Annotated in this window: 12 protein-coding genes; 10 read left to right on the forward strand and 2 right to left on the reverse strand. The window is 74.4% G+C overall.

Annotated features, from left to right (window positions below):
• From E4U92_RS09305 to E4U92_RS09335, 7 genes are all read left to right on the forward strand, one after another.
• Positions 1–3,170 (forward strand): SDR family NAD(P)-dependent oxidoreductase (locus E4U92_RS09305; RefSeq protein WP_137300137.1); only part of this gene is annotated, 3,170 nt, incomplete at its 5' end.
• A gap of 146 nt (positions 3,171–3,316) precedes the next feature.
• On the forward strand, positions 3,317–10,762 hold the full coding sequence (locus E4U92_RS09310; protein ID WP_137299825.1) for a beta-ketoacyl synthase N-terminal-like domain-containing protein: 7,446 nt from the start codon (positions 3,317–3,319) through the stop codon (positions 10,760–10,762).
• Positions 10,763–10,788: 26 nt separating this feature from the next.
• Entirely contained in the window at positions 10,789–12,402 is a 1,614-nt protein-coding gene (locus E4U92_RS09315; RefSeq protein ID WP_137299826.1) for a PfaD family polyunsaturated fatty acid/polyketide biosynthesis protein, read from the forward strand.
• Positions 12,399–14,081, forward strand: a complete 1,683-nt coding sequence (locus E4U92_RS09320; protein ID WP_137299827.1) for an acyl-CoA dehydrogenase family protein — start codon at positions 12,399–12,401, stop codon at positions 14,079–14,081. The genes E4U92_RS09315 and E4U92_RS09320 overlap by 4 nt, the downstream gene beginning before the upstream one ends.
• Before the next feature lie 16 nt (positions 14,082–14,097).
• The gene (locus E4U92_RS09325) at positions 14,098–15,888 is read left to right on the forward strand and encodes an acyl-CoA dehydrogenase family protein (RefSeq protein WP_206666468.1); all 1,791 of its coding nucleotides are present in this window, start codon (positions 14,098–14,100) and stop codon (positions 15,886–15,888) included.
• Position 15,889: 1 nt separating this feature from the next.
• Positions 15,890–16,642 carry a 4'-phosphopantetheinyl transferase family protein gene (locus tag E4U92_RS09330; RefSeq protein WP_137299828.1) on the forward strand — a complete coding sequence of 251 codons (753 nt, stop codon included), beginning with the start codon at positions 15,890–15,892 and terminating at the stop codon, positions 16,640–16,642.
• A gap of 22 nt (positions 16,643–16,664) precedes the next feature.
• Positions 16,665–17,954 (forward strand): NAD(P)/FAD-dependent oxidoreductase, encoded by a 1,290-nt coding sequence (locus E4U92_RS09335; RefSeq protein ID WP_137299829.1) that lies wholly within the window; start codon positions 16,665–16,667, stop codon positions 17,952–17,954.
• 19 nt (positions 17,955–17,973) lie between these two features.
• On the opposite strand, the gene E4U92_RS09340 is transcribed toward E4U92_RS09335, so the two are convergent.
• Positions 17,974–18,594, reverse strand: a complete 621-nt coding sequence (locus E4U92_RS09340) for a MerR family transcriptional regulator (RefSeq protein WP_137299830.1) — start codon at positions 18,592–18,594, stop codon at positions 17,974–17,976.
• Between the two features lie 142 nt (positions 18,595–18,736).
• On the opposite strand from E4U92_RS09340, the gene E4U92_RS09345 reads away from it, so the two are divergent.
• The 3 genes from E4U92_RS09345 to E4U92_RS09355 all read left to right on the forward strand — a co-directional run bounded on the left by E4U92_RS09345 (position 18,737) and on the right by E4U92_RS09355 (position 23,006).
• Positions 18,737–19,135, forward strand: coding sequence for a DUF3291 domain-containing protein (locus E4U92_RS09345; RefSeq protein WP_137299831.1), 399 nt, complete (start codon positions 18,737–18,739; stop codon positions 19,133–19,135).
• Positions 19,136–19,170: 35 nt separating this feature from the next.
• The gene (locus tag E4U92_RS09350; RefSeq protein ID WP_137299832.1) at positions 19,171–20,616 is read left to right on the forward strand and encodes an MFS transporter; all 1,446 of its coding nucleotides are present in this window, start codon (positions 19,171–19,173) and stop codon (positions 20,614–20,616) included.
• A 191-nt stretch (positions 20,617–20,807) separates the two neighbouring features.
• On the forward strand, positions 20,808–23,006 hold the full coding sequence (locus tag E4U92_RS09355; RefSeq protein ID WP_174863769.1) for an RICIN domain-containing protein: 2,199 nt from the start codon (positions 20,808–20,810) through the stop codon (positions 23,004–23,006).
• A 70-nt stretch (positions 23,007–23,076) separates the two neighbouring features.
• Here E4U92_RS09355 and E4U92_RS09360 read toward each other — a convergent pair whose 3' ends face one another.
• A complete protein-coding gene (locus tag E4U92_RS09360; RefSeq protein WP_137299833.1) occupies positions 23,077–23,808 on the reverse strand; it encodes a class I SAM-dependent methyltransferase in 732 nt (243 codons plus the stop codon).
• Between the last annotated feature and the right edge of the window lie 9 nt (positions 23,809–23,817).

Genomic DNA, 23,817 nt, shown 5'->3' on the forward strand with positions numbered 1-23,817 from the left:
CCACCCCCGTCGGCCCCGAACAACTCGCCGAACTGCGCACCCTGAACGAGATCGTGGGCTTCGTCCTGGAACTCGGCGGCACGAGCCCGGCGGACGCGGCGCAGGAGCCGGCGACCACCACCGCGCCGGCCGCCCCCACCGCCACCTCCGGGGACGTCACCGCCGCCCTCCTCGACATCGTCGCCCAGAAGACCGGCTACCCGGCCGACATGCTCGACCTCGCCATGGACGTCGAAGCCGACCTCGGCATCGACTCCATCAAGCGCGTCGAGATCATGGGCGTCCTCCAGGAACAGTTCCCCAGCCCCACCCCCGTCGGCCCCGAACAGCTCGCCGAACTGCGCACCCTCGGCGACATCGCCGACTTCGTCACCGGCCTCACCGGCACCCCGGCCCCCGCACCGAGCACCCCGAGCACCCCCGCACCGGCCGCCACGGCGACCACCACGGCCTCCCCCGCGGACGTCACCGCCGCCCTCCTCGACATCGTCGCCCAGAAGACCGGCTACCCGGCCGACATGCTCGACCTCGCCATGGACGTCGAAGCCGACCTCGGCATCGACTCCATCAAGCGCGTCGAGATCATGGGCGTCCTCCAGGAACAGTTCCCCAGCCCCACCCCCGTCGGCCCCGAACAACTCGCCGAACTGCGCACCCTCGGCGACATCGCCGACTTCGTCACCGGCCTCACCGGCACCCCGGCCCCCGCACCGAACACCCCGAGCACCCCGAGCACCCCCGCACCGGCCGCCCCCGCCGAGCCCTCCCCCGCGACCACCGCGCCGATCGGCCGCGGTCACGCCGGTCTGGTCGAGCTGCCCCTCCCCGACCGTCTCGTGGACGCCTACCCGCAGGGCGCGACCGCGCTCGTCGTGGACGACGGCAGCGAGGTCGCCGAGGCCACGGCGGCCCGCCTCGCCGCGGCCGGCTGGCAAGTGCGGGCGCTGCGGCTGCCGGGTGTCCCGCAGCGCTTCGCGGGCGCCACGGACCTGCCGCTCACCGGCTGGGGCGCGACCGAACTGTCCTCCCGGCTGGAAGAGTTGGGTGACGAGAAGGTCCACCTCGCCGTCGTGTTCGCCGCCGCGGACGGCCTGCCGTGGGCCGAGGGCGTACGCCGGCTCGCGCACACGCTGCTGGTCGCCAAGCACCTGGTCGCTCCGCTGACGTCCGCCGCGCGGGCCGGTCACCGGGCCGCGTTCGTCACGGTCACCCGGCTCGACGGCTCGTTCGGCCTGAGCGGGGTCGCCGAGGACGCCGCGCCCGCCGGTGGCGTCGGCGGTCTGGTCAAGACCCTCGCCGTGGAGGCCCCGGAGCTGTTCTGCCGCGCGGTCGACCTGGCCCCCGGGCTCGGTGCCGCCGAGGCGGCGGAGCTGGTCCTGCAGGAGGCGCAGGACGCGGCCCCGGCCCCGGTGCAGGTGGGCCGGGACGGCGGCCGCCGGGTCGCCCTCACCCCCGCCGGCGACGCGCCCGCCGCGACCGGCGCCGCCCTCACCGCCGACGACCTGCTCGTGGTGACCGGCGGCGGGCGCGGCATCACCGCCCGCTGCGCCGTCGCCCTCGCCCGGGCCCACCGCCCCGGCCTGCTGCTCCTCGGCCGTACCGCGCTGGGCGAGGAGCCCGCGTGGGCGCACGGCCTGACGGACGCGGCCGCGCTGAAGGCCGCCGCCGTGGCGCACCTGAAGGCGTCGGGCGAGAAGCCCACCCCGAAGCGCGTCGAGCAGCTCTACGGCGCGGTCGTCGGCGAGCGCGAGGTGCGCCGGACGCTGGCCGACATCCGGGCCGCCGGCAGCGAGGTCGAGTACCTGGCCGTGGACATCACGGACGCCTCCGCGACGGCCGCCGCCCTCGCCCCCTACCGGGAGCGGATCACCGGTCTGGTGCACGGCGCCGGGGTCCTCGCCGACCAGCTCATCGCCGCGAAGAAGGCCGCCGAGATCGAGCGGGTGTTCTCCGTGAAGCTGGGCGGTCTGCGCTCCGTGGTCGCCGCGCTGGAGGCCCGACGGCTGCGCCACGTGGTGCTGTTCTCCTCGGTGGCCGGGTTCTTCGGCAACCGGGGCCAGTCCGACTACGCCATGGCCAACGAGGTGCTCAACGCCTGGGCCGCGTCCTTCAAGGGCCGCCACCCCGAGGCGCACGTCTCCTCGCTCAACTGGGGCGCCTGGGACTCCGGCATGGTGTCGCCGCAGATCAAGGCGGTGTTCGAGGAGCGGGGCATCGCACTCATCCCCGAGGACACCGGAACCCGGCTGTTCGCCGAGCAGTTCGACCCGGAGCGGTCCGGCGACGTGGTGACCGTCCTCGGCCCGACCACGCCCCTGTCGGTGCGCGAGGACGCCGCGCCCGCGGCCCCGGCCGTGCTGGAGCGGGACCTGCACGCCCTGGCGGCCGATCCGCTGGTCGCCGACCACGTCATCGGCGACGCCCCGGTGCTGCCCGCCGCGGCGGCCCTGGGCTGGGCGGCTGGCGCCGTCGAGCGGCTGACCGGCCGGACCGTCGCGCGGGTGCGGGACTTCACCGTCCACAAGGGCGTCGTCTTCGACGGCGGTCTGGAGGGCGCCCGGTTCCGGCTGGCGGTCGACCCGACGCCGGACGGCGCCGAGGCCGACGTGCGGATCGTCTCCGAGGGCGCCGACGGCACCGTACGGCCGCACTACGCGGCGCGGGTGCAGTGGGGTGCCGCCGCCGGGGGGACCGTACGGGTCTCCGGGCTGCCGGCGCTCGGCGGTGGCCGTGACGCGCGGGGGCTGTACGAGGACGGCACGCTGTTCCACGGTCCGTCGCTGCGCGGGCTGCGCCGGGTGCTGGAGTCGGCCGAGGCGCGCCTGGTCGTGGAGTGCGAGCTGGCCGAACACCGGCCGCAGGGCGGGGCGCTGGCGTCCGAGCGGTACGCGCCCGGCACCGCCGACCTGCTGCTGCAGGCCGCGCTGGTGTGGATGCGCCGGCACCGGGACACGGCGAGCCTGCCGATGGGCGTGGCGGACGTCGAGCTGTTCGAGGCGCTGCCGGACGGCGAGCCGTTCCTGGTGGTGGCGGAGCCGGTGTCGGTGAACGGCACGGGCGCCACGCTCACCGTGACGGCCTGCGCGGCCGACGGGCGGGTGCTGGCCCGGTTCTCCGGCGTGTCCCTCGTGTCCACCCCGCAGCTGGCCGCGAAGTTCGCGGGCCGCTGAGACGACTCGCGAGTGAGCCGAACGGGGCTCCCCGGTGCCGGGGGCGCGGGTGCACGGGTCTGCTGGGCCCGGCACGAGCGGCCCCCGGCACCGGCCGGGGCGCCCCCGCGGGCGAACGAGCACAAGAAGCGAGGAGACAGCTCCCCATGAGCAAGTTCGCGATCGTCGGGATCTCCTGCCTGTTCCCCGGGGCGGACACTCCCGACGCGTTCTGGAGCAACCTGCGCGACGGCGTCGACAGCCGCCGGGAGGGCGGTCCGGACGTCTTCGGTCCGGCGCCCGACCCGCGGGACGCGGACCCCGCGCACACCATCACCTGCGTGCGGGGCGGTTTCGTCACCGGGTTCGACTTCGACCCCACCGGGTTCCTGCTGGACGCCGGTGACCTCGCCGGCCTGGACCGGGTCTTCCACTGGTCGCTGCACGTGGCCCGCGAGGCGCTGCGCGACAGCGGGCACGCCGGCCGCCCGTGCCTGGCGGCCCGCACCGGCCTGGTGATCGGCGACTACTCCTTCCCGACGCCCGCGTCCGCGCGGATCAGCCTGCCGCTGGTCCACGAGGCGGTCCTGGACGGCCTCAGGCGTGCCGGGCACCCGGCGCCCGCCCCGGCGCCGCTGCTCGACCCGTCGGCGGTGCACCCGGCCGACGCCCGGGTCAGCGGCGCACCGGCCCGCGTCACGGCCGCCGCCCTGGGCCTGGGCGGCCCCCGCTACGCGCTGGACGCCGCCTGCTCCTCCGCGCTGTACGCGCTGAAGCTGGCCTGCGACCACCTGGCGGCCGGTCAGGCCGACCTGATGCTGGCGGGCGGGGTGTGCGCGCCCGACCCGACCCTGATCCACCTGTCGTTCTCCGACCTGCACGCCTACCCGGACAACGACGTCAGCCAGCCCTTCGACGCCCGCTCGACCGGCATCCTCACCGGACAGGGCGCCGGCATGGTCGCGGTACGGCGGCTGGCGGACGCGCTCGCGGACGGCGACCGGATCTACGCGGTCGTGGACGGCATCGGACTGTCCAACGACGGCGCCGGCCGCCACCTGCTGGTGCCGAACCCTTCGGGACAGCTCGGCTCGTACGAACTGGCCTACGCACAGGCCGGGTTCGGGCCGGAGGAGGTCGACTACCTGGAGTGCCACGCCACCGGTACGCCGATCGGCGACGGCACCGAGGCGGAGTCGGTCGCGTCCTGGTTCGGGCCGCGCGGCGGGGTGCCGCCGCTGGGCTCGGTGAAGGGCAACCTCGGGCACCTGCTGACCGTGGCGGGCCTGAGCAGCCTGCTGAAGGTGATCCTGTCGATGGCGCACGGGCAGGTGCCACCGACGATCGGCGTCGAGGAGCCGCTCGCGGCGGACCTGCCGCTGGTGCGGGCCGCGCGTCCCTGGCCCGAGGAGCGGCCGGGGCCGCGGCGCGCCGCGGTGTCGGCCTTCGGCTTCGGCGGCACCAACGCGCACGTGGTGCTCTCCCAGCAGGCTTCTCCGCAGGCTTCTCCGCAGCCGTCCCGGCAGCCCTCTGAGCAGTCCTCCTCGCAGGGCGACGCGGCCGGGGCGGAGTCCGTCGCGCCGCCCGCGCTGGACGTGGTCGGCGTGGGCGCGCACTTCGGCACCCTCGACTCGGCCGCCGCCTTCGAACGCGCCCTGTACGACGGCTCGGACGCGTTCCGGACGCTGCCCGAGCACCGCTGGCGGGGCCTGGAGGACACGGCCGGCGGCACCCTGGAGCGGGCCGGCCTGGACCGCGCGCGGCTGCCGGAGGGCGCGTTCGTGGACCGGGTCGACGTGGACCCGGCGGACCACCGCATCCCGCCCGCCGACCTGCGCAACTACAACCTCCAGCACGCCCTGATGTCCAAGGTCGCCGACGAGGCGCTGCGCGACGCGGGCTACGACCGGAGCGTGCCGGCCGGGCAGAAGGCGCCCGAGCCGCGGCGGGTCGCGGTCGTGGTGGCCATGGAGATCGAGCCGAGCGCGCACCTGCACCTCGCCCGGCACGGCCTGGGCGACTTCCTGCGCCGCGCCTACGCCGAGGCCGGTCTCGAACTGACCGACGAGCAGCGGGCCGCGCTGGCCGCGGCCACGCGCGACGCGGTGCACGAGCCGATCGTCGCCAACGAGGTGCTCAGCTACATCGGCAACATCATGGCGAGCCGCATCTCCTCGCTGTGGAACCTGACCGGGCCGTCGTTCACGGTGTCCTCCGACGGCGCGGGCACCGCCGAGGCGCTGGAGATCGCCCGGCTGCTGCTGCTGGACGAGACGGTGGAGGCGGTGCTGGTCGGCGCCGTCGACCTGGCGGGCTCCCCCGAGCACCTGCTGCTGCGCGGCGCCGCCCCGGTCGCGGGCGCGGGCCTCAGCTTCGGCGAGGGGCAGCGGGGCCGCCGGATCGGCGAGGGCGCGGGCGCGGTCGTCGTCACCCGCGCGGGCGAGGCGAAGCGGCCGGTGTACGCGCGGATCGACTCCGTCGCCGTACGGCACTGCGCCCCCGTCGACGGCGTGCTGCCGGAGGCGGACGCGGCGACGCTCGCGGAGGCGGCCGGGCAGGCCCTGGCCGGGGCCGGGATCGGTCCGGGGCACGTCGGCTACCTGGAGGCCCACGCGGGCGGTACGGCGGCGCAGGACGCGGCCGAACTGGCCGGTCTCGCCCGGGTGTACCCGGCCGGGTCCGGGGCGGTCGCGCTGGGCAGCGCCAAGGCGCAGGTCGGCGACGCCCAGGCCGCGTCGGCGATGGCCGGGCTGCTGCGGGCGGTGCTGTGCCTGCACCACGGCTACCTGCCGGGCGTACCCGGCTGGCGGCGGCCGGACCCGGACCTGGCCGGGCACTTCGCCGACTCCGCCTTCCACGTGCCGGACGCCTCCCGGCCCTGGCTGCGCGGCGGCAACGACGAGCGGCGGTACGCGGCGGTCAGCGTGATCGGCTCCGACGGCGCCCACGGCCACGTGGTGCTGTCCGCCGAGCACACCCGCGGCGACCTCGTGGCGTCCGACTGGCGGCGGGCCGGCGCCCCGGTGCTGCTGGCGCTCGGCGCGGCGGACGTCGACGGGCTGCTCGCCGAGGTCGCCGGGCACCAGGAGCTGCTGGAGCGCGGCGCCGACCCCTACCGGCTGGCCCGGGCGGCGGCCGAGCGGCTGCCGGGCAGCGCGCTGCGGGTGGTGCTCGTCGGCCGGGACGCACGACAGCTCGGTGAGCAACTGGAGCTGGCGACCCGTCACCTGGCCGACGCGTACGCCCGGGGCGAGGAGTGGACGACCCCGGCGGGCAGTTGCTTCGCCCCGCGGCCGATCGGGCCGCAGGGGAAGGTGGCGCTCGTCTACCCGGGTGCCTTCAACTCCTACCCGGGGCTGGGGCAGGACCTGTTCCGGGCGTTCCCGTCGCTGCTCACCCGGTTCGAGGCGGAGGCCACCGACCCCGACCGGATGTTCCGCGCGGCGCAGCTCTACCCGCGCTCGCAAGAGGCGTTGGACCGACGGGCGTTGATGGCGCTGGAGGGTGAACTGGGCGAGGACGTCCCGTTCATGCTCGCCACCGGCACCACGTTCGCCATCCTCTACACCGACCTGGTGCGGGAGCTGCTGGGCGTGCCGGCGCACGGCGCGTTCGGGTACAGCCTGGGCGAGTCGAGCATGCTGTTCGCGACCGGCGGCTGGCTGCGCTCGGCGCGCCGCGACGACCGGATCAGCGCCACCGAGCTGTTCCGCGACCGGCTGACCGGCCCGCGCCGCACGGTGCGCGAGCTGTGGGACCTGCCGGAGGACACCCCGGACGCGGCGGTGTGGGGCAGCTTCGTGCTGCTGGAGTCCGCGGACCGGATCACCGGGGCGCTCGCCCGCTACGACCGGGTGTTCCTCACCCACGTCAACACGCCCACCGAGGCGGTCGTCGCCGGCGACCCGGCCCAGTGCCGGGCGCTGATCGAGGAGCTGGGCTGCCCGTCGGCCCGCTCGCCCGTCGGGTCGGTCATGCACTGCCCGGTGGTGGACGGGGAGCTGGCGGGCCTCGCCGAGCTCAACGACCACCCGACGGGTTCGACGGGCGGCCTGGAGCTGCTCAGCGCCTACGACTACGACACCGTGGGCACCCTGGACCGCGCCGAGGTGGCCCGCCGCATCGCGCACACCCTGCGCGGCACGATCGACTTCCCGCGCCTGGTGCGCACCGCCCACGACCGGGGCTTTCGCTACTTCGTCGAGGTGGGCCCGGGCGCGACCTGCACCCGCTGGGTGCGCGACACCCTCGGGGACGCCGAGCACGTCGCGGTCGCCGTGGACCGGCGCGGGGTGCCGGCCGCGCGGTCCGTGGCCCAGCTCGCGGCCCGGCTCACGGCGCACGGGCTGCCGGTCGACCTGGCCGGGCTGCTCGGCCCGGACCCGGTGGCCCGGAAGGCCCGGCCGGCCCTGCTGCGGGTGCCGGTGGGCGGGGGCGCCTCGATCCCGGCCGGGGTCGCCGCGCGGGCCGCCGCCGCGCCGGCCGCGGTGTCCGCCCCGGCCGCCCGTACGGCACCCGCGCCCGCGAGCGCCGCAGTCGACGTCAAGGACGCACGGCCCGCTCCCGGCGCGGCCGTTCCGCTGGAGGTAACCGACCCGATGCCCGCCGATCCGACCCTCGACGACGCCGAGGTCATCACCTTCGACGGTGAGCCGATCGCGTTCCTGCCCTGGACACCGGAGCCGCGGCAGCCGCAGCAGCCCGGGGGGCCGCGCGGCCCGCTGGAGCCGGGCGCGGCCGCCGGTCCGCCGTCCGCCGTCACCGCCGTGTCCCCCGCTCCGCCCGCATCCCCCGCCGTCGTCCCTCCCCGTCCCGCGGCGACCGCACCTGCCGCCGCGGCCGGGACGCCGGGCAGCGCCCGGCCGCCGCGCCCCGCGGGGTCCGGCGGCACCGCCGCCGCGGACCTGGTGCACGAGCTGCGCCGGCAGATGGTCGCCACCCACTCGGTGGTGATGGAGACCCAGCGCGTCCTGCAGGAGCACACGCTGGCCCGCACGGAAGCGCTGCTCGACCCGCGCGCGAGGGCGTCCGCGCCCGCCGTGGCGCCGGCCCCGCGCCCCCTCCCCGCCGCCGGGCCCGGGCCGCTCCCGTCCGCCGCGCCGCAGCCCGCGCTGCCCGCCGCCGCTCCCCCGGACGCGTCGGCGGCCCCGGCGGCCCCGGCGGCACCGGCCGCGCCAGCGGGCCCCGACGCCCCCACGGGTCCGGCGCCCGCCGGCCCCGCCCGCACCCCGGGTGTCATCTGGGACGAGGAGCAGCTCCTCGCCTTCGCCACCGGCCGGATCGCCGACGTCTTCGGGCCCGGGTTCGCGCCGGTCGACGGCTACGCCAAGCGCGTCCGGCTGCCCGCGCCGCCGTACCACTTCGTCACCCGCGTCACCGCCCTGGAGGCCGAGACCGGGGTGTACGAGCCGTCGTTCATCCGCACCGAGTACGACGTCCCCGAGGACGCCTGGTACGCCGTCGACGGCGGGGTGCCGCCGGCCGTCGCCATCGAGGCCGGGCAGTGCGACCTGCTGCTCATCAGCTACCTGGGCATCGACTTCCGCAACCGGGGCGAGCGGGTCTACCGGCTGCTGGACAGCAAGCTGGTCTTCCACGGCGACCTGCCGCGCACCGGCCAGACCCTGCGCTACGACATCTCCATCAACCGGTTCGTCCGCCAGGGCGACACCACCCTCTTCTTCTTCAGCTACCTCTGCTACGCCGACGGCGAGCTGATCCTCGAACTCAAGGACGCCTGCGCCGGGTTCTTCTCCGAGGCCGAACTCGCCACCCCGCTCGGGGTGGTCGTCACCGAGAAGGAGCGGCAGCGGCGGGCGGCGCTGACGAAGACCTGGTTCAAGCCGCTGGCGTACACCGACAACAACCACCTGACGGCGGCCGACCTGGAACTGCTGGCCGACGGGCGCCCCGGGGACGTCTTCGGCCCGCACCACGCGCAGGACCCCGGCCTGAACCCGGCGCTGCGGCTGCCGGACGCGCGGCTGCGGATGGTCGACGAGATCCTGATCGACCGCACCGGCGGCCCGCGCGGCATCGGCGCGATCACCGCGTACAAGCGGCTGGAGCCGGACGCCTGGTACTTCGAGTGCCACTTCCCGGACGACCCGGTGCTGGCCGGTTCGATGGTCGCCGAGGGCGCGGTGCAGACCCTCCAGGCGTACCTGCTGCACCAGGGCATGCACCTGGTGCTGCCCGACGCCCGCTTCCAGACGATCATCGGGCTGGAGACGGAGGTGCAGGTGCGCGGCCAGATCACGCCGGCGCACTCCGAGATCCGCTACGAGATCGAGGTCATGGAGCTGACGCTGCTGCCGCGTCCGTCCGTGATCGCCGACATCCTGGTGTACCTGGGTGACAAGCCGGTCATCCGGATGCGCAACTTCGGCATCCAGATCCGGGAGAAGGAGGGCACCCCCTACCGGCCGCCGCTCGGCGGTGTCCCGGAGTTCCTGGGGCGGTGCAACCGCTCCGGCGAGCCCGCGATGATCAACGAGCTGCACCTCGCGCACGCCGCCAAGGGCGACCTGGGCACCGCGATGGGCCCGGAGTTCGACGTGTACCGCGACAGCCGGGCGCCCTACATCCCCAACGGGGACTTCCAGTTCGTCGACCGCATCATGCGCCTGGACGGCACGCGCGGCGACCTGAAGCCCGGCTCCGAGATGGTCACCGAGTACGACTCGCCGGCCGACGCCTGGTACTACGCCGAGAACTCCCACCCGCACATGCCGAACTGCGTGTACATGGAGACCTCGCTCCAGGCGGCGATCCTGCTCGGCTACTACCTGGGCGCCACCCTGAAGCAGCCGGAGACCGAGTACTCCATCCGCAACCTCGACGGCCGGGCGACCCTGGTCAAGGACGTCGACCTGCGCGGCAAGACGATCCGCCACCACTCCACGCTGCTGATGACCAGCGCCGTGTCGGGGGCCGTCCTGCAGAACTTCCGCTACGAACTGTCCGCCGACGGCGAGGTGTTCTACACCGGCGAGTCCCTCTTCGGCTACTTCAGCGAGGCGGCCCTCGCCAACCAGGTCGGCCTGGACAACGGCACGTACGTGGCGCCCTGGATCGAGCAGGCGGCACCCGCCGACGTCCGCCGGATCGAGCTGCCCGCCGACGCACCCCAGTTCAGCGGCGAGCTGCGGCTGCCCGGCGGTCACTTCCACCTCGTCGACCACGTCGACCTCGTCGAGGACGGCGGCCGGCACGGCAAGGGCTACCTGCACGGCTTCCGCAGCATCCGCCCCGACGAGTGGTACTTCGACTGCCACTTCCACCGCGACCCGGTGATGCCCGGCTCGCTCGGCGTGGAGGCGATCCTGCAGGCGCTGCGCCTGTACGTGCTGGAGCGGGGCCTGGCCGAGGGCATCGAGCGGCCGCGGTTCGCGCTCGCCACGAACGTGCCGATGAGCTGGAAGTACCGCGGCCAGATCCTGCGCCACGACGGCGAACTCCGCTTCGACGTGCACGTCAAGGAGGTCCGGCGGGACGGCGAGCGGCTGGTCGTCATCGCCGACGCCGACCTGTGGAAGCCGGGCCTGCGCATCTACGAGCTGACCGACGTGGCCATCGAGGTCCGTCCCGACGACACCCGCGACCAGGCCTGATCGGGCCCGAGGAGACGACTCCCGTCATGCAGACCCAGACCACTCCCCTGCGGTGGCACGGAGAGAGCGGCCCGCACACCGACCCGGCGGGCATCTACCAGGTGCTGGCCGACCTCGACCGGCCCTGCTTCGTCGTGCGCACCCCGTCCGGCGTCGGCGCGGTGTCCGGCGGCGGGCCCACCACGGGCGCGGGCGTGCCGCTGCTCGCGGCGGCCCCGGCGCTGCCGGCCCGCACGCTCGGCTCGCCCGCCTTCCTGGCCGCGCACGGTGTCGGCCACGCCTACATGGCGGGCGCGATGGCCGGCGGCATCGCCTCCGCCGACCTGGTGATCGCGCTGGCCCGGGAGGGCTTCCTGGCCTCGTTCGGCGCGGCCGGGCTGCTGCCCGAGACCATCGAGAAGGCCCTGGTGCGCTTCGCGGCCGAGATCCCGGGGCTGCCGTACGCGGTGAACCTCATCCACAGTCCCAGCGAGGAGCGCCTGGAGCGCGAGGCCGTGGAGCTGTTCCTGCGCCACGGGGTGCGCTGCGTGGAGGCGTCGGCGTTCATGAACCTCAGCCCGCACGTGGTGCGGTACCGGCTGAGCGGGCTGCGCCGGGACCCGTCCGGCGCGGTCGTCGCCGAGCACCGGCTGATCGCCAAGGTGTCCCGGCCGGAGACCGCCGAGCGGTTCATGCGGCCGGCGCCGGCCACGCTGGTCAGCTCGCTCCTCGACCAGGGGCTGATCACCGCCGACCAGGCGGACCTCGCCAAGTACGTGCCGATGGCCGACGACATCACCGTGGAGGGCGACTCGGGCGGCCACACCGACCGCCGGCCGCTGACCGCGCTGCTGCCGACGATCCTGCGGCTGCGCGACACGGTGCAGCGCGAGCACCGCTACCCGGTGCCCATCCGGGTGGGCGCGGCGGGCGGCCTGGGCTGCCCCACGTCGGTGGCGGGCGCGTTCGCGATGGGCGCCGCGTACGTGGTGACCGGTTCGGTCAACCAGTCGTGCGTGGAGTCCGGCGCGTCGAAGGCGACGAAGGCGCTCCTCGCGGACGCCGGCATCGCCGACTGCGAGATGGCGCCGGCCGCCGACATGTTCGAGATGGGCGTGGAGCTGCAAGTTCTGAAGAAGGGCACCCTGTTCCCGATGCGCGCCAAGCGCCTGTACGAGCTGTACCAGGCGTACGACGGCCTGGAGGCGCTGCCCGACACGGAGCGGACCCGGCTGGAGAAGCAGATCCTGCGGCGCCCGCTCGAGGACGTCTGGCAGGACTGCGTGGGCTACTTCAGCCGCCGCGACCCCGAGCAGCTCGCCCGGGCCGCGGACAACCCGAAGCGGCGGATGGCGCTGGTGTTCCGTTGGTACCTGGGCATGGCCTCGCGCTGGTCCACGGTCGGCGACCCGGACCGGGTCCTGGACTACCAGGTGTGGTGCGGTCCGGCGATGGGCGCCTTCAACGACTGGGTGACCGCCAGCTACCTCAAGGCGCCGGGCAACCGCCGGGTCGCCGACGTCGCCCACCACCTGATGCGCGGGGCCGCGTTCCAGACGCGGCTGGCGCAGCTGCGGGTGGCGGGCGTGCGGTTCCCCGCGTCGGTGTCCGACTACCGTCCGGTGCCGCTGGAGGCGCCCGCCCTGGAGGGGGCCCGGTGAGCCCCGAGGAGCTGGAGCGCCTGCTGGGCGACCCGTACGACGCGACCGGTCCGCACGGTTTCGCCGCGGCGGTCGCCCGTGACGAACAGGACGCGTTCCCCGAGGAGTTGTGCGCCGTGCTGCGGAAGGCCGGCTTCCACCTCAACTACCTCCCCGAGGAGTGGGGCGGCCGCTTCACGTCGTTCGACCACAGCATGCTGCTGGTGCGCACGGCCGCCCGCCGGGACCTGAACGTGATGCCGGGCACGATGTTCGGCATCACGGCGGCCACCTGTCTGGCGCTGCACGGCTCGCCCGAGCAGCGCAAGCACGCGGCGGAGATCCTGGCGCGCGGCGGCGCGGTCGGGTTCGCCCTGTCGGAGGCCGGGCACGGCAGCGACCTGCTGGCCAACACCGCCCGGCTCGTGCCGGTGGACGGCGGCTGGGAGCTGTCGGGCGAGAAGTGGATGGTGGGCCTCGGCCGGCGCTGCGAGGCGGTGTACCTGGTGGCCCGGACCGGTGAGCGCGGGCCGGGCGCCTTCTCGGCGGTGCTGCTGGACCTGCCCGACCGGGCGGAGGGGTTCGAGCGCAGCCCGGCCGTGCCCGCGAGCGGGATGCGCGGCATCGACTTCGCGCACCTGCGCTTCGACCGCTTCCCGGTGCCGGCCGACGCCCTGGTCGGCACCGAGGGGCAGGCGCTGGAGCCGGTGATGAAGGCCCAGCAGGCGGTCCGGGTGATGTCCATGGCGGGCAGCCTGGGCTGCGCCGACACGGCCCTGCGGCTGACGCTGGACTTCGCGGCGCGGCGGCGGGTGGGCCGCACGACCGTGCTGGGCTCGCCGTACCCGCGGCGGGAGGTGGCGGTGGCCTCGGCGGCCCTGCTGGCCGCCGACGCGGTCGCGCTGGCCGCGGCGCGCGGGATCCACGTGGCGCCCGGGGTGTTCAGCGTCTGGGGCTGCGCGGCCAAGCACGTGGTCGCGGAGAGCACGGAGGACGCCCTGCGCCGCTGCGGCACGGTCCTCGCGACGCGGGCGGTGCTGCGCACCGAGGGTCCGGGCGGGGGCCTGTTCCAGAAGCTCCAGCGGGACGCGGCGATCGTGCGGGTGATCGACACGAGCACCCTGGCGAACCTGCGCGCCTACGCCGCGCAGTTGCCGTCGCTGCGGCACGTCGCCGGGGAGGACCGCGCCGGGGCGGAGCGCGCGGTGGAGGAGGTCCGCACCGCCTTCGACCTGACCGCCCCGCTCCCGCCCTACGCCCCCGACCGCCTGGACCTGACGGCCCGCGGCCACGACCCGGTCACCGCCGCCCTCCCGCACACGGCGCCGGACGTCCTCGCCCGGCTCACGCGGGACGGCGAACTCACCGCCGCGGACCTGGTCACGCGCCTGGTCACCGCGGTCGGCGGGCTGCCCGCCGAACTGGCGGGCGCCGACCGGGACACCGGCCTGGTCGACCTCGCGGAACGCTACGCCTGGCTGCACGCGGCCGCCTGCTGCGTGCACCTGGCGTGGGCCGACCCGGACCGTGCGACGTTCACCCCCGCCTGGCTGGGCGCCTGCCTGGCCTACCTCCTCGCCCGCGCCGACGGCACGGACCCGCGCCGGGAGGCCGCCGCGCTCCTGCCGGCCGCGGACCTCGCCGCCGAACTGCACGCGGCGAACCGCCTGTTCAGCGTCCTCCCCGTCCACCTCGCCTGACCGTCGGAGACCCATCGTGCCCAAGGAAGACCTCACCGAGCTCGCCCGGCGGCTGGAGAGCCACCTGGGCGACCCGCACGACCCGGCGAGCCGGATGCCCTACGCCCGCGTGCTGGAGTACGACGAACGCGAGGACTACCCCTACGAGTTCGTCAACCTGATCCAGCGCTGGGGCGCCGCCGACTACTCGCTGCCCCGCGCCCAGGGCGGCAAGGCCGGTGACGTGGAGATCGGGTTCAACCTGATGCGGCTGATCGCCCGCCGGGACCCGACCACCGCGACCGCGTTCATCATCACCAGCCTGTCCTTCATGCCCGCCTGGATCGCCGGCACCGACGAGCAGAAGCGGGCCCTGGTGCGGGCCGTGCAGCACGGCACCCGCTACGCCTGGGGGCTGTCCGAGCGCCGCCACGGCAGCGACCTGACCGCCAACGAGATGACCGCGGTGAAGACCGACGGCGGCTGGCTGCTGACCGGCGAGAAGTGGCTGATCGGCAACGGCCGGGTCGCCGACGGGCTGAGCATCCACGCCCGCACCGACCCGCGGGGCGGCCCGGGCGGCTACTCGGTGTTCGTGCTCGACAAGCGCGCCACCCCCGCGGGCAGCGTGGACGAGCTGCCGCGCGAGCGCATGCACGGGCTGCGCGGCCTCGACATGAGCGGCTTCCGGCTGAACGGCGTGTTCGTGCCGGACTCCGCGCTGCTCGGCAAGCCGGGGCAGGGGCTGGAGATCGCCCTGAAGACCTCGCAGACGGCGCGGGCGCTGATCAGCGGGATCGCCCTGTCCGCGGTGGACACCGGGCTGCGGGTGACGCTCGACTTCACCGAGCGCCGCGAGGTGTTCGGGCGGGTCGTCAGCGACATCCCCTACTCGCGGCGCCAGTTGGCCGAGGTGTTCGCGGACCTGATGGTCGCCGACGCGGTGAGCCTCGGCGCGGTGCGCGCGCTGCAGGTGGTGCCCGAGCAGACCAGCGTGTGGTCGTCGGTGGTGAAGTACTTCGTGCCGACGCTGCTGGAGCGCACCTTCGCGCAGCTCAACGTGGTGCTGGGGGCCCGGTTCTACCTGCGCGACCAGCCGCACTACGCCATCCACCAGAAGATGCTGCGCGACCTGCCGGTGGCGAACTTCGCCGACGGCAACACCGTGGTGAACCTCAAGAACATCGCGCTCCAGCTCGAGGGGCTGCTCGCCACCGTGCGGGACGCCGGAGCGGAGGTGCGCGCCGAGGCCGAGAGCAACGCCGAGGTGCTGTTCGGCATCGACCGGGAGCTGCCGCTGTACCGGCCGTGGGACCAGGAGCTGTTCTCCCGTGGCCGCGACGACGCGCTGATCGCGGCGCCGGCCGCGCTGGCCCGGCTGCGGCGGATGGCCGAGGAGGCCAAGCGTGAGGAGCGGCGGTGGCTGGAGCGGGCCGCCGAGGTGGCCGCCGGACTCCTCGCGCACGCCGACTCGGTGCGTGAGCGGGCCGGGGCGCTGAAGGCCGCGCTGGGCCGGGACTTCGGCCAGTCGGCCGAGTTGTTCGACCTGGCCAAGGAGTACTGCCTGCTGCACGCGACCGCCGCGTGCGTGCACACCTACGTCCACTCGGCGGCCGCGCTGGAGGACCCGCTGCCCAGCGGGGCGCTGCTGCTCCTGCAGCTCGAGCGGATCCGCCGGCACCTCAGGCCGCACGAGGCGGTCACCGACGCGGCGGCGGTCGACGAGGTGATGCGGGTGCTGCGGCACCTGCACCGGGAGGACCGGCTGTTCTCGTACTGGCAGTTCCCGCTGGCCGAGCGCGGCGACCTGGCCGCGGCCGGCCGCTGACATGGGCGCCGAGCGGACCGCGGGCCCGGCCCCCGGCGCCGTCGCCCCCGCGGACCTGACGGACCGTCACCTGTGGTTGCTGCCCGAGACGGCGGCGGGGGCGTTCGTCGCGCGCCTGGGCGGCACGGCCCTGCTCACCGACGATGAACGGGCGCGGTGCGAGCGGCCGCTCGCCGCGCGGGGCCGGCTGCGCCGGGTCGCCTCGCTGCTGCTGGCGCGGCACGCGCTCGGCACGGTCTCCGGACTCCCGGCGGCGGCCTGGCGCTTTCGGCCGGCCCCGGACGGCCGGCCGGAGCCGTGCGCCCCGGCCGGCACCGGGCTGCGCTTCAACCTGTCGCACACCGACGGGCTGATCGCCTGTGTGGTCACCGACGCCGGCCGGGCCTGCGGGGTGGACGCCGAGCGCTCGCCCGCGGGCCCGGACGCGGTGGCCCACCTGCCCCGGCACTTCGCCGAGCCGGAGCGCGCCGACCTCGCTGCGCTCGCCGACGAGCGGGCGCGGGCGGCGCGGGTGGCCGCGTACTGGGTGCTGAAGGAGGCCTACCTCAAGGCGCTCGGCACCGGGCTGCGCCGTGCCCTGTCCGGCTTCGCCTTCACCGGTCTGCCCGGCCCCCGCATCGAGGTCCACGAGAGCGGACGGCCCCTGGCGGGCTGGCAGTTCGACCTGATCCGACCGACCCCGCAGCACGTGGTGGCCGTCGCCACCGAGCGTTCCCGGCCCGGAGGGCTGCGCACCGTGACCCTCTCCGGCTGACCCCACCCCGTAAGGAGCCCTGATGTCCGACAAGCCCAGCATCGCCGTCGTCGGTGGCGGCGTCGCCGGTATCTCCGCCGCCTACGCCCTGCGCGAGCACGCCCACATCACCCTGTTCGAGCGCGAGGACCGCCTGGGCGGCCACGCCAACACCGTCGAGGTCGAGGACGCCGGGCGGGTCCTGGGCATCGACACCGCGTTCGTGGTGTTCAACAAGCCCGCCTACCCGAACCTGGGCGCCTTCTTCGAGGAACTGGGCGTCGCGCACCAGCAGTTGGTCAGCGGGTTCAACTTCTTCGACCTGGACGGCCGGTTCCAGTACGGCAGCGACGAGCTGGACCTGCCGGAGGAGGAGATCCGCGCCCGCTACCCGGAGTACTTCCAGACGATCTGGCACGAGGCCCGGCGCTTCCACGAGGAGGGCCGGCGCGACTTCTTCCGCAAGCGCACCAACCTGCCGATGGGCGAGTACCTGGACCGGGGCGGTTACAGCCAGGAGTTCCGGTACGGCTACTTCATCCTGCTGTGCAGCGCGGTGTGGTCGGTGCCGGCGGAGCTGATCTGGGAGATGCCGGCCACCACGGTGATCGCGTTCTTCATGGCGCACGACGAGGGCGGCCTCGGCGGCCGGCGCGTCGACTGGCGCACGGTGACCGGCGGTTCGGTGTCGTACGTGCGCAAGGCGATCGCCGCGATCGACCCCAAGACCCGGCTGTCGGAGCCGGTCACCTCGATCCGGCAGGAGGCCGACGGCGTCCTCGTGCGCACCGCCTCCGGCGAGGAGCGCTTCGACTACGCGGTGGCCGCGACGCACGGCGACATCACGCGCGGCCTGCTGGAGAACCCCACCGAGCGGCAGCGCGCCCTGCTCGCGCCGATCCGCTACAACCGCTCGTCGGTGATCCTGCACACCGACGCCTCCGTGATGCCCGGCGACCGCGACCGCTGGGAGGCGTGGAACTACGGCAAGGTGACGGTGGACGGGCAGCCGCGCACGTACGTCGCCTACTACATGAACAAGCTGCACGGGTTCACGTCCGACACCGACTACTTCGTGACGCTGGACTACCCGCTGGAGGTGCGCGAGGAGACGGTGATCCGCACCTTCCCCTACGAGCACCCGGTCATCGACATGACGCTGCGGGAGGCGCAGCGGACCATCTACCAGGTCAACGAGGGCCCGCGGGTGAAGCTGTGCGGCTCCTACTTCCACTCCAAGCAGCAGTACCACGACCAGATCGGCTCGCACGAGGCCGCGTTCTCGTCGGGCAAGGAGGCCGCGGCCCAGCTCCTGCGGGAGCTGGGCGCCTGAGCCGCGGGGCCGGCGGGGGTCACTCCGCGGCGTGCCGGCGTGCCGACTCGTTCTCCTGGGCCATGCGCCGCAGCGCCATCAGCGCGGGTTCCAGGAGGACGGTCAGCAGCAGGGCGCGCTCGGCGGCCTCCAGCGGGTCCGCCAGGCCGGTGAGCTGGTCGAGGTCGAGCACGGCGGTCCGCTCCGCGAGGCGGGCGTAGGGCAGCAGCGTGCGCGCGTCGACGGGGACGCCGAGGGAGCGCAGGGAGGCGAGGGTCTCGGCGAGGGTGGCGCGGGCGGGGGCGGCCTCGTTCACGGCCCAGCCCAGCTCCTTGACCAGGGCGTCGACCTCGGCGGTCTCCGGGGGGTGCGCGGCGGCCTCGTCGGACAGGCGGACGGCGCCGAGGGCGAGGCCCAGCACCAGGTGGGTGTCGCCGGTGTGCTCGGTGAGGGCGTCGAGCACCTCACGGGTGGTGGAGACCGACAGCCCGCGCACCCCGGTCAGTGCGCGGACCAGCCGGAGCCTGCGCAGGTGCTGGTCGTCGTACTCGGCCTGGGTGGCGGCGGTCTGGCGGCCCGGCGGGAGCAGGCCCTCGCGGAGGTAGTACTTGATCGTCGTCACGGAGACGCCACTGCGGCGGCTCAGTTCGGAGATGCGCATCGGATCGGCTCCGCCCCGCTCTGGAAACTGGATACCTCTACTGTCTAACATAGATAGTGAAGGTATCCAATGGGTCCCCTCGGGTCCCCCACCCTGCCCGACGTCCGTCGTCCCGCCCTCTCACCCGAAGAAGGCCGCAGCCATGCCCACCCTGCGCTGGACCACCGTCCACACCCCCGCCCCGGACGCCGAGGCGTTCGTCATGGCGTCCCGGCTGGAGGTCCGCTCCCTCTCCGACGTCCCGCGCTTCTTCGTGAAGTCCCTCGCCTCCTGGAAGCAGGTCTGCAGCGCCCCGGGTGCCTACGGCGCCTCGCTGATCGCCGAGCCCCTCAAGCGCACCTTCTGGACCCTGTCGGCCTGGCAGGACAAGGACGCGCTCTACACCTACGCCCGCACCGAACCCCACAAGTCGATCATGATCGGCCTGCGGCCCACGATGAAGGACTCGGTCTTCACGTTCTGGCAGGTCCCGGCCGCCGAGCTGCCCATCGACTGGTCCGACGCCAAGCGCCGCCTGGCCGAGCAGGCCGCGAGCGCCTGACCCCCGCCGACGGTTCACCCCCCCTGGAGATCCCCATGACCCTGTCCGAAGAGAGCCCGGTCCTCGACGCCGACCGGGCCCCGGCCCCGGCTCCCGAGGGCCGCCGCGTGCCGCTGTGGCTCGCGATCGTCGCGTGCAGCGTGCCGATGTTCATGGTCGCGCTCGACAACCTCGTCGTCTCCACGGCCCTGCACACCCTCGCCGTCGACCTGAAGGCGAACACGCAGGAACTGCAGTGGTTCGTCAACGCCTACGTCCTCAGCTTCGCCTGCCTGCTGATGACCGGCGCCGCACTCGGCGACCGGTTCGGCCGGCGCGCGGTCTTCGTGGCGGGCATCGCGGTGTTCACGCTGGCCTCGGTCGGCTGCGGCCTGTCCGACACCAGCGCCCAGCTCATCACCTTCCGCGCGGTCCAGGGCTTCGGCGCCGCCGCGGTGATGCCGCTGTCGCTGACCCTGCTGTCCCAGGCCGTGCCCGAGCGGCTGCGCGGCATGGCGCTGGGCGTGTGGTCCGGCGTCAGCGGCCTGGCGGTCGCCATGGGCCCGGTGGTGGGCGGCGCCGTGGTGGACGGCCTCGACTGGCAGTGGATCTTCTGGATCAACGTGCCGGTGTGCGTCGTCGCCATCCCGCTGGTGCTGTTCGCGCTGCGCGAGAGCTCGCTGCCCGGCGTGCGGCTCGACCTCGTCGGCATGCTGCTCGCGGCGGCCGGACTGTGCGCGGTGGTGTGGGCCATCGTGCACGGCGAGCCCGACGGCTGGACCTCCGGCAAGGTGCTCGGCGCGTTCGCCGCGGGCGCGGTCCTGCTGGCCGTGTTCGTCGTCTGGGAGGCCCGCACCGACGAGCCGATGCTGCCGCTGTCGTTCTACCGGGTGCGGGCCTTCACCCTCACCAACGTGGTCTCCGCGACCATGTACTTTGGTGTCTTCGGCTCGCTGTTCCTGCTCGCCCAGTACCTGCAGATCGTGCCGCCGCGCACCCCGCTGGAGGCCGGCGTGCGCACCCTCGCCTGGACGCTGATGCCGATGTTCGTCGCCCCGGTGGCGGGCATGCTCACCGACAAGGTCGGCGGCGGCCGGCTGATGGCGCTCGGCCTGTTCCTGCAGGGCGTCGGCCTCGGCTGGATCAACCTGGTCGCCGACACCGACACCGCCTACTCCTCGCTGGTCGGCCCGATGATCGTGGCCGGCATCGGCATGGGCTTCGTCTTCGCGCCGACGGCCGCGGTGGTTCTCGGCTCGGTGGCCAAGGAGCACGCGGGCAAGGCGTCCGGCGCCAACACCACCGTCCGCGAGATCGGCGGCGCGCTCGGCATCGCCGTGCTGAGCACGGTGTTCGTCGCCCACGGCTCCACCCGGGACCCGCAGCAGTTCGTGGACGGCCTGCACCCCGCGGTGTGGGTCGGCGTCGCGGTGGTCCTCGCCGGGGCGGTGTGCGCCCTCGGCATCCCGCGCCGGCCGCGGCCGGCCGACCGACGCTCCTGAGCCGCGGGGCAGCCGGCGCGAGCAGGCCCGTCCGGACCGGCTCCGGGCGGGCCTTCGCCGTACCCGCACGCCCGGTGGGACGGCCTCGCGCCAACCCCCTTTCGTCAAACCTTACTTCACCCCTTGACGTAAGTGGTCCATACCTTTAGGTTCACCGGCACCTCCTGATCCCCCACCCCCGAGGAGAGCTGGTGTCCCCCCTCTCACGTCCGCCGCGGACGGGCCGGCGCGCCACCGTCGTCACGGCGGTGCTGGCGACGACCGCCGCGGCCCTGCTGACCGCGGCCCCGGCCGAGGCCGCGCCCACCGCCCTGCCCACCGGCTGGGCGACGCTGATGAACGCCGCGAGCGGCCGGTGCCTGGACGCCCGCGCGGCCGCGACCGCCAACGGCACGGCCGTCCAGCAGTACTCCTGCAACGGCACCACCGCCCAGCAGTGGTCGCTGACGGCCACGAGCGACGGCTACGTCCGCCTCGCGAACCACAACGACAGCAACCAGGTCGCCGACGTCGCCGACGTGTCCACCGCCGACAACGCCCCGGTCCACCTGTGGAGTTACGGCGGCGGCGCCAACCAGCAGTGGCTGCCGGTCGACGAGGGCGGCGGCGCCTACCACTTCGTCAACCGCAACAGCGGCAAGTGCCTGGACGACCCGGGCGCCTCCACCGCCGACAGCGTGCAGTTCGTGCAGTACCCGTGCAACGGCACGGCCGCCCAGCGCTTCCAGGTGGTTCCGGTGACCCAGTCGGCAGGCAACCCCGACCTCGGCCCGAACGTCGTCGTGTTCGACCCGTCGATGTCCTCCTCGACGATCCAGAGCCGCCTGAACACGATCTTCCAGCAGCAGGAGACCAACCAGTTCGGCTCCCAGCGCTACGCGGTGATGTTCAAGCCGGGCGCCTACTCCGCCGACGTCAACGTGGGCTTCTACACCCAGGTGCTGGGCCTCGGCCTGTCCCCCGACGCGGTCACCGTCAACGGCGCGGTGCACGCCGAGGCCGACTGGTTCCAGGGCAACGCGACGCAGAACTTCTGGCGCGGCGCGGAGAACCTCTCCGTCAACCCGACCGGCGGCAGCGACCGCTGGGCCGTCTCGCAGGCCGCGGCGTACCGCCGGATGCACCTGCGCGGCAACCTCGCGCTCGACGACAACGGCTGGTCCAGCGGCGGCCTGCTGGCCGACAGCAAGGTCGACGGGCGAGTCGACTCCGGCAGCCAGCAGCAGTGGCTGACCCGCAACTCCCAGCTCGGCAGCTGGACGGGCTCCAACTGGAACATGGTCTTCGTCGGCAGCCAGGGCGTGCCCGGCACGAGCTTCCCCAAGCCCCCGTACACGACGGTCGCCCAGACCCCGGTCAGCCGCGAGAAGCCCTTCCTGTACGTCGACGGGGACGGCGCCTACCGGGTGTTCGTGCCGTCCGTGCGCACCAACTCCACGGCGACCAGCTGGGCCGGCGGCACGCCCGCGGGCAGCTCCCTGTCCCTGGACACCTTCTACGTCGTCAAGCCGGGCGCGACCGCGGCGCAGATCGACGCGGCGCTCGCGGCGGGCAAGAACCTGCTGGTCACCCCGGGCGTCTACCACCTCGACCAGACGCTGCAGGTCAACCGTGCCGACACCGTCGTCCTCGGTCTGGGCCTCGCCACGTTCGTCCCGGACAACGGCGTCACCGCGCTCAAGGTCGCCGACGTCGACGGCGTGAAGATCGCCGGGCTGCTCTTCGACGCGGGCACCACCAACTCCGCCACCCTCGTGGAGGTCGGACCGAACGGAGCCGCCGCCTCGCACGCGGCGAACCCGACCTCGCTGCACGACGTGTACTTCCGCGTCGGCGGCGCCGGCGTGGGCCGGGCCACCACCAGCCTCGTCGTCAACAGCGACAACGTCATCGGCGACCACATGTGGATCTGGCGGGCCGACCACGGCAGCGGCGTCGGCTGGACCAGCAACACGGCCGACACCGGACTGGTCGTCAACGGCGACGACGTCACCATGTACGGCCTGTTCGTCGAGCACTACCAGAAGTACCAGACCGTGTGGAACGGCAACGGCGGCCGCACGTACTTCTACCAGAACGAGATGCCCTACGACCCGCCGAACCAGGCGGCCTGGACCAACGGCTCCACCCAGGGCTACGCGGCCTACAAGGTGGCCGACTCGGTGACCTCCCACCAGGCGTACGGACTGGGCAGTTACTGCTACTTCAACGTCAACCCGTCCGTCGCCGCCGAGCGTGCCATCGAGGCACCGAACAACCCGAACGTGCGGTTCACCAGCATGGTGACGGTGTCCCTGGGCGGCACCGGCACCATCCGGCACGTCGTCAACGGCACGGGCGGCCCGTCCAACTCCTCGACGAACGTGGCGAACCTGACCTCCTACCCGTGAGCGCTCCGCTCACCCCGTGAGGAGCCGGCCGCCCCCTGAGCCGGGCGGCCGGCTCCCGCCGGGGTCCCGGTCAGTCCCCCGGCCGGCGGGCGAGGAAGACGAACTCCCTGCCCGGCCGGTCCGGGGCGTCGCGCACCTCGTCCAGCACGTAGCCGCACACGGTCAGCGCGGCCTCCACCTCAGCGCGCGTGCGGAAGCGCAGCGTCGAACGCGAGTGCAGCGTCTCGCCGGTGGCGTGCAGGACGTAAGTGCCGGCGAAGGAGACCAGCGGCGGGCTGACGTCGGTGACCTCCACCCAGGTCTCGACGGGGCCGGTGCCGTCGACGTGCACCGTGCGCCGCGTGGCCGCACGCGTCCACCCCTCCCACGCCCTGCGTGCCGGGTCCCGGGTCTCCAGGACGAGGTGTCCGCCGGGCCGCAGCGCCCTCCGGACGCCGCGCAGGGTGCCCTCCCAGGCCTCCGGCGCGACGATCGCCTGCGCCACGTTGCCGGTCAGCGTCGCGAGGTCGGCGCCCAGGGCGGGCAGGCCCACCGCGTCACCGTGCACCCACCGCACGCGCCCGGCACCGGCTTTGCGCCGGGCCACGTCGAGGGAGGCGAGGGCGGGATCGACACCGGTCACGTCCAGACCGCGCTCGGCGAGCAGCAGCGTGAACGTCCCCGTACCGCACCCCACGTCCACCACCCGGCGCGCGCCCAACTCCCGGGCGATGGCCGCGTAGACGTCCAGGTCCGCCCGGTCGGCCTCGAGCGGGTCGTAGAGCACGGCCAGCCTGGGATCCCCGAACGCGGCGTCGACCACGGGGCGACC

Origin of the sequence: Streptomyces galbus (genome assembly GCF_005280195.1) — a bacterium.
GTDB lineage: Bacteria > Actinomycetota > Actinomycetes > Streptomycetales > Streptomycetaceae > Streptomyces > Streptomyces galbus.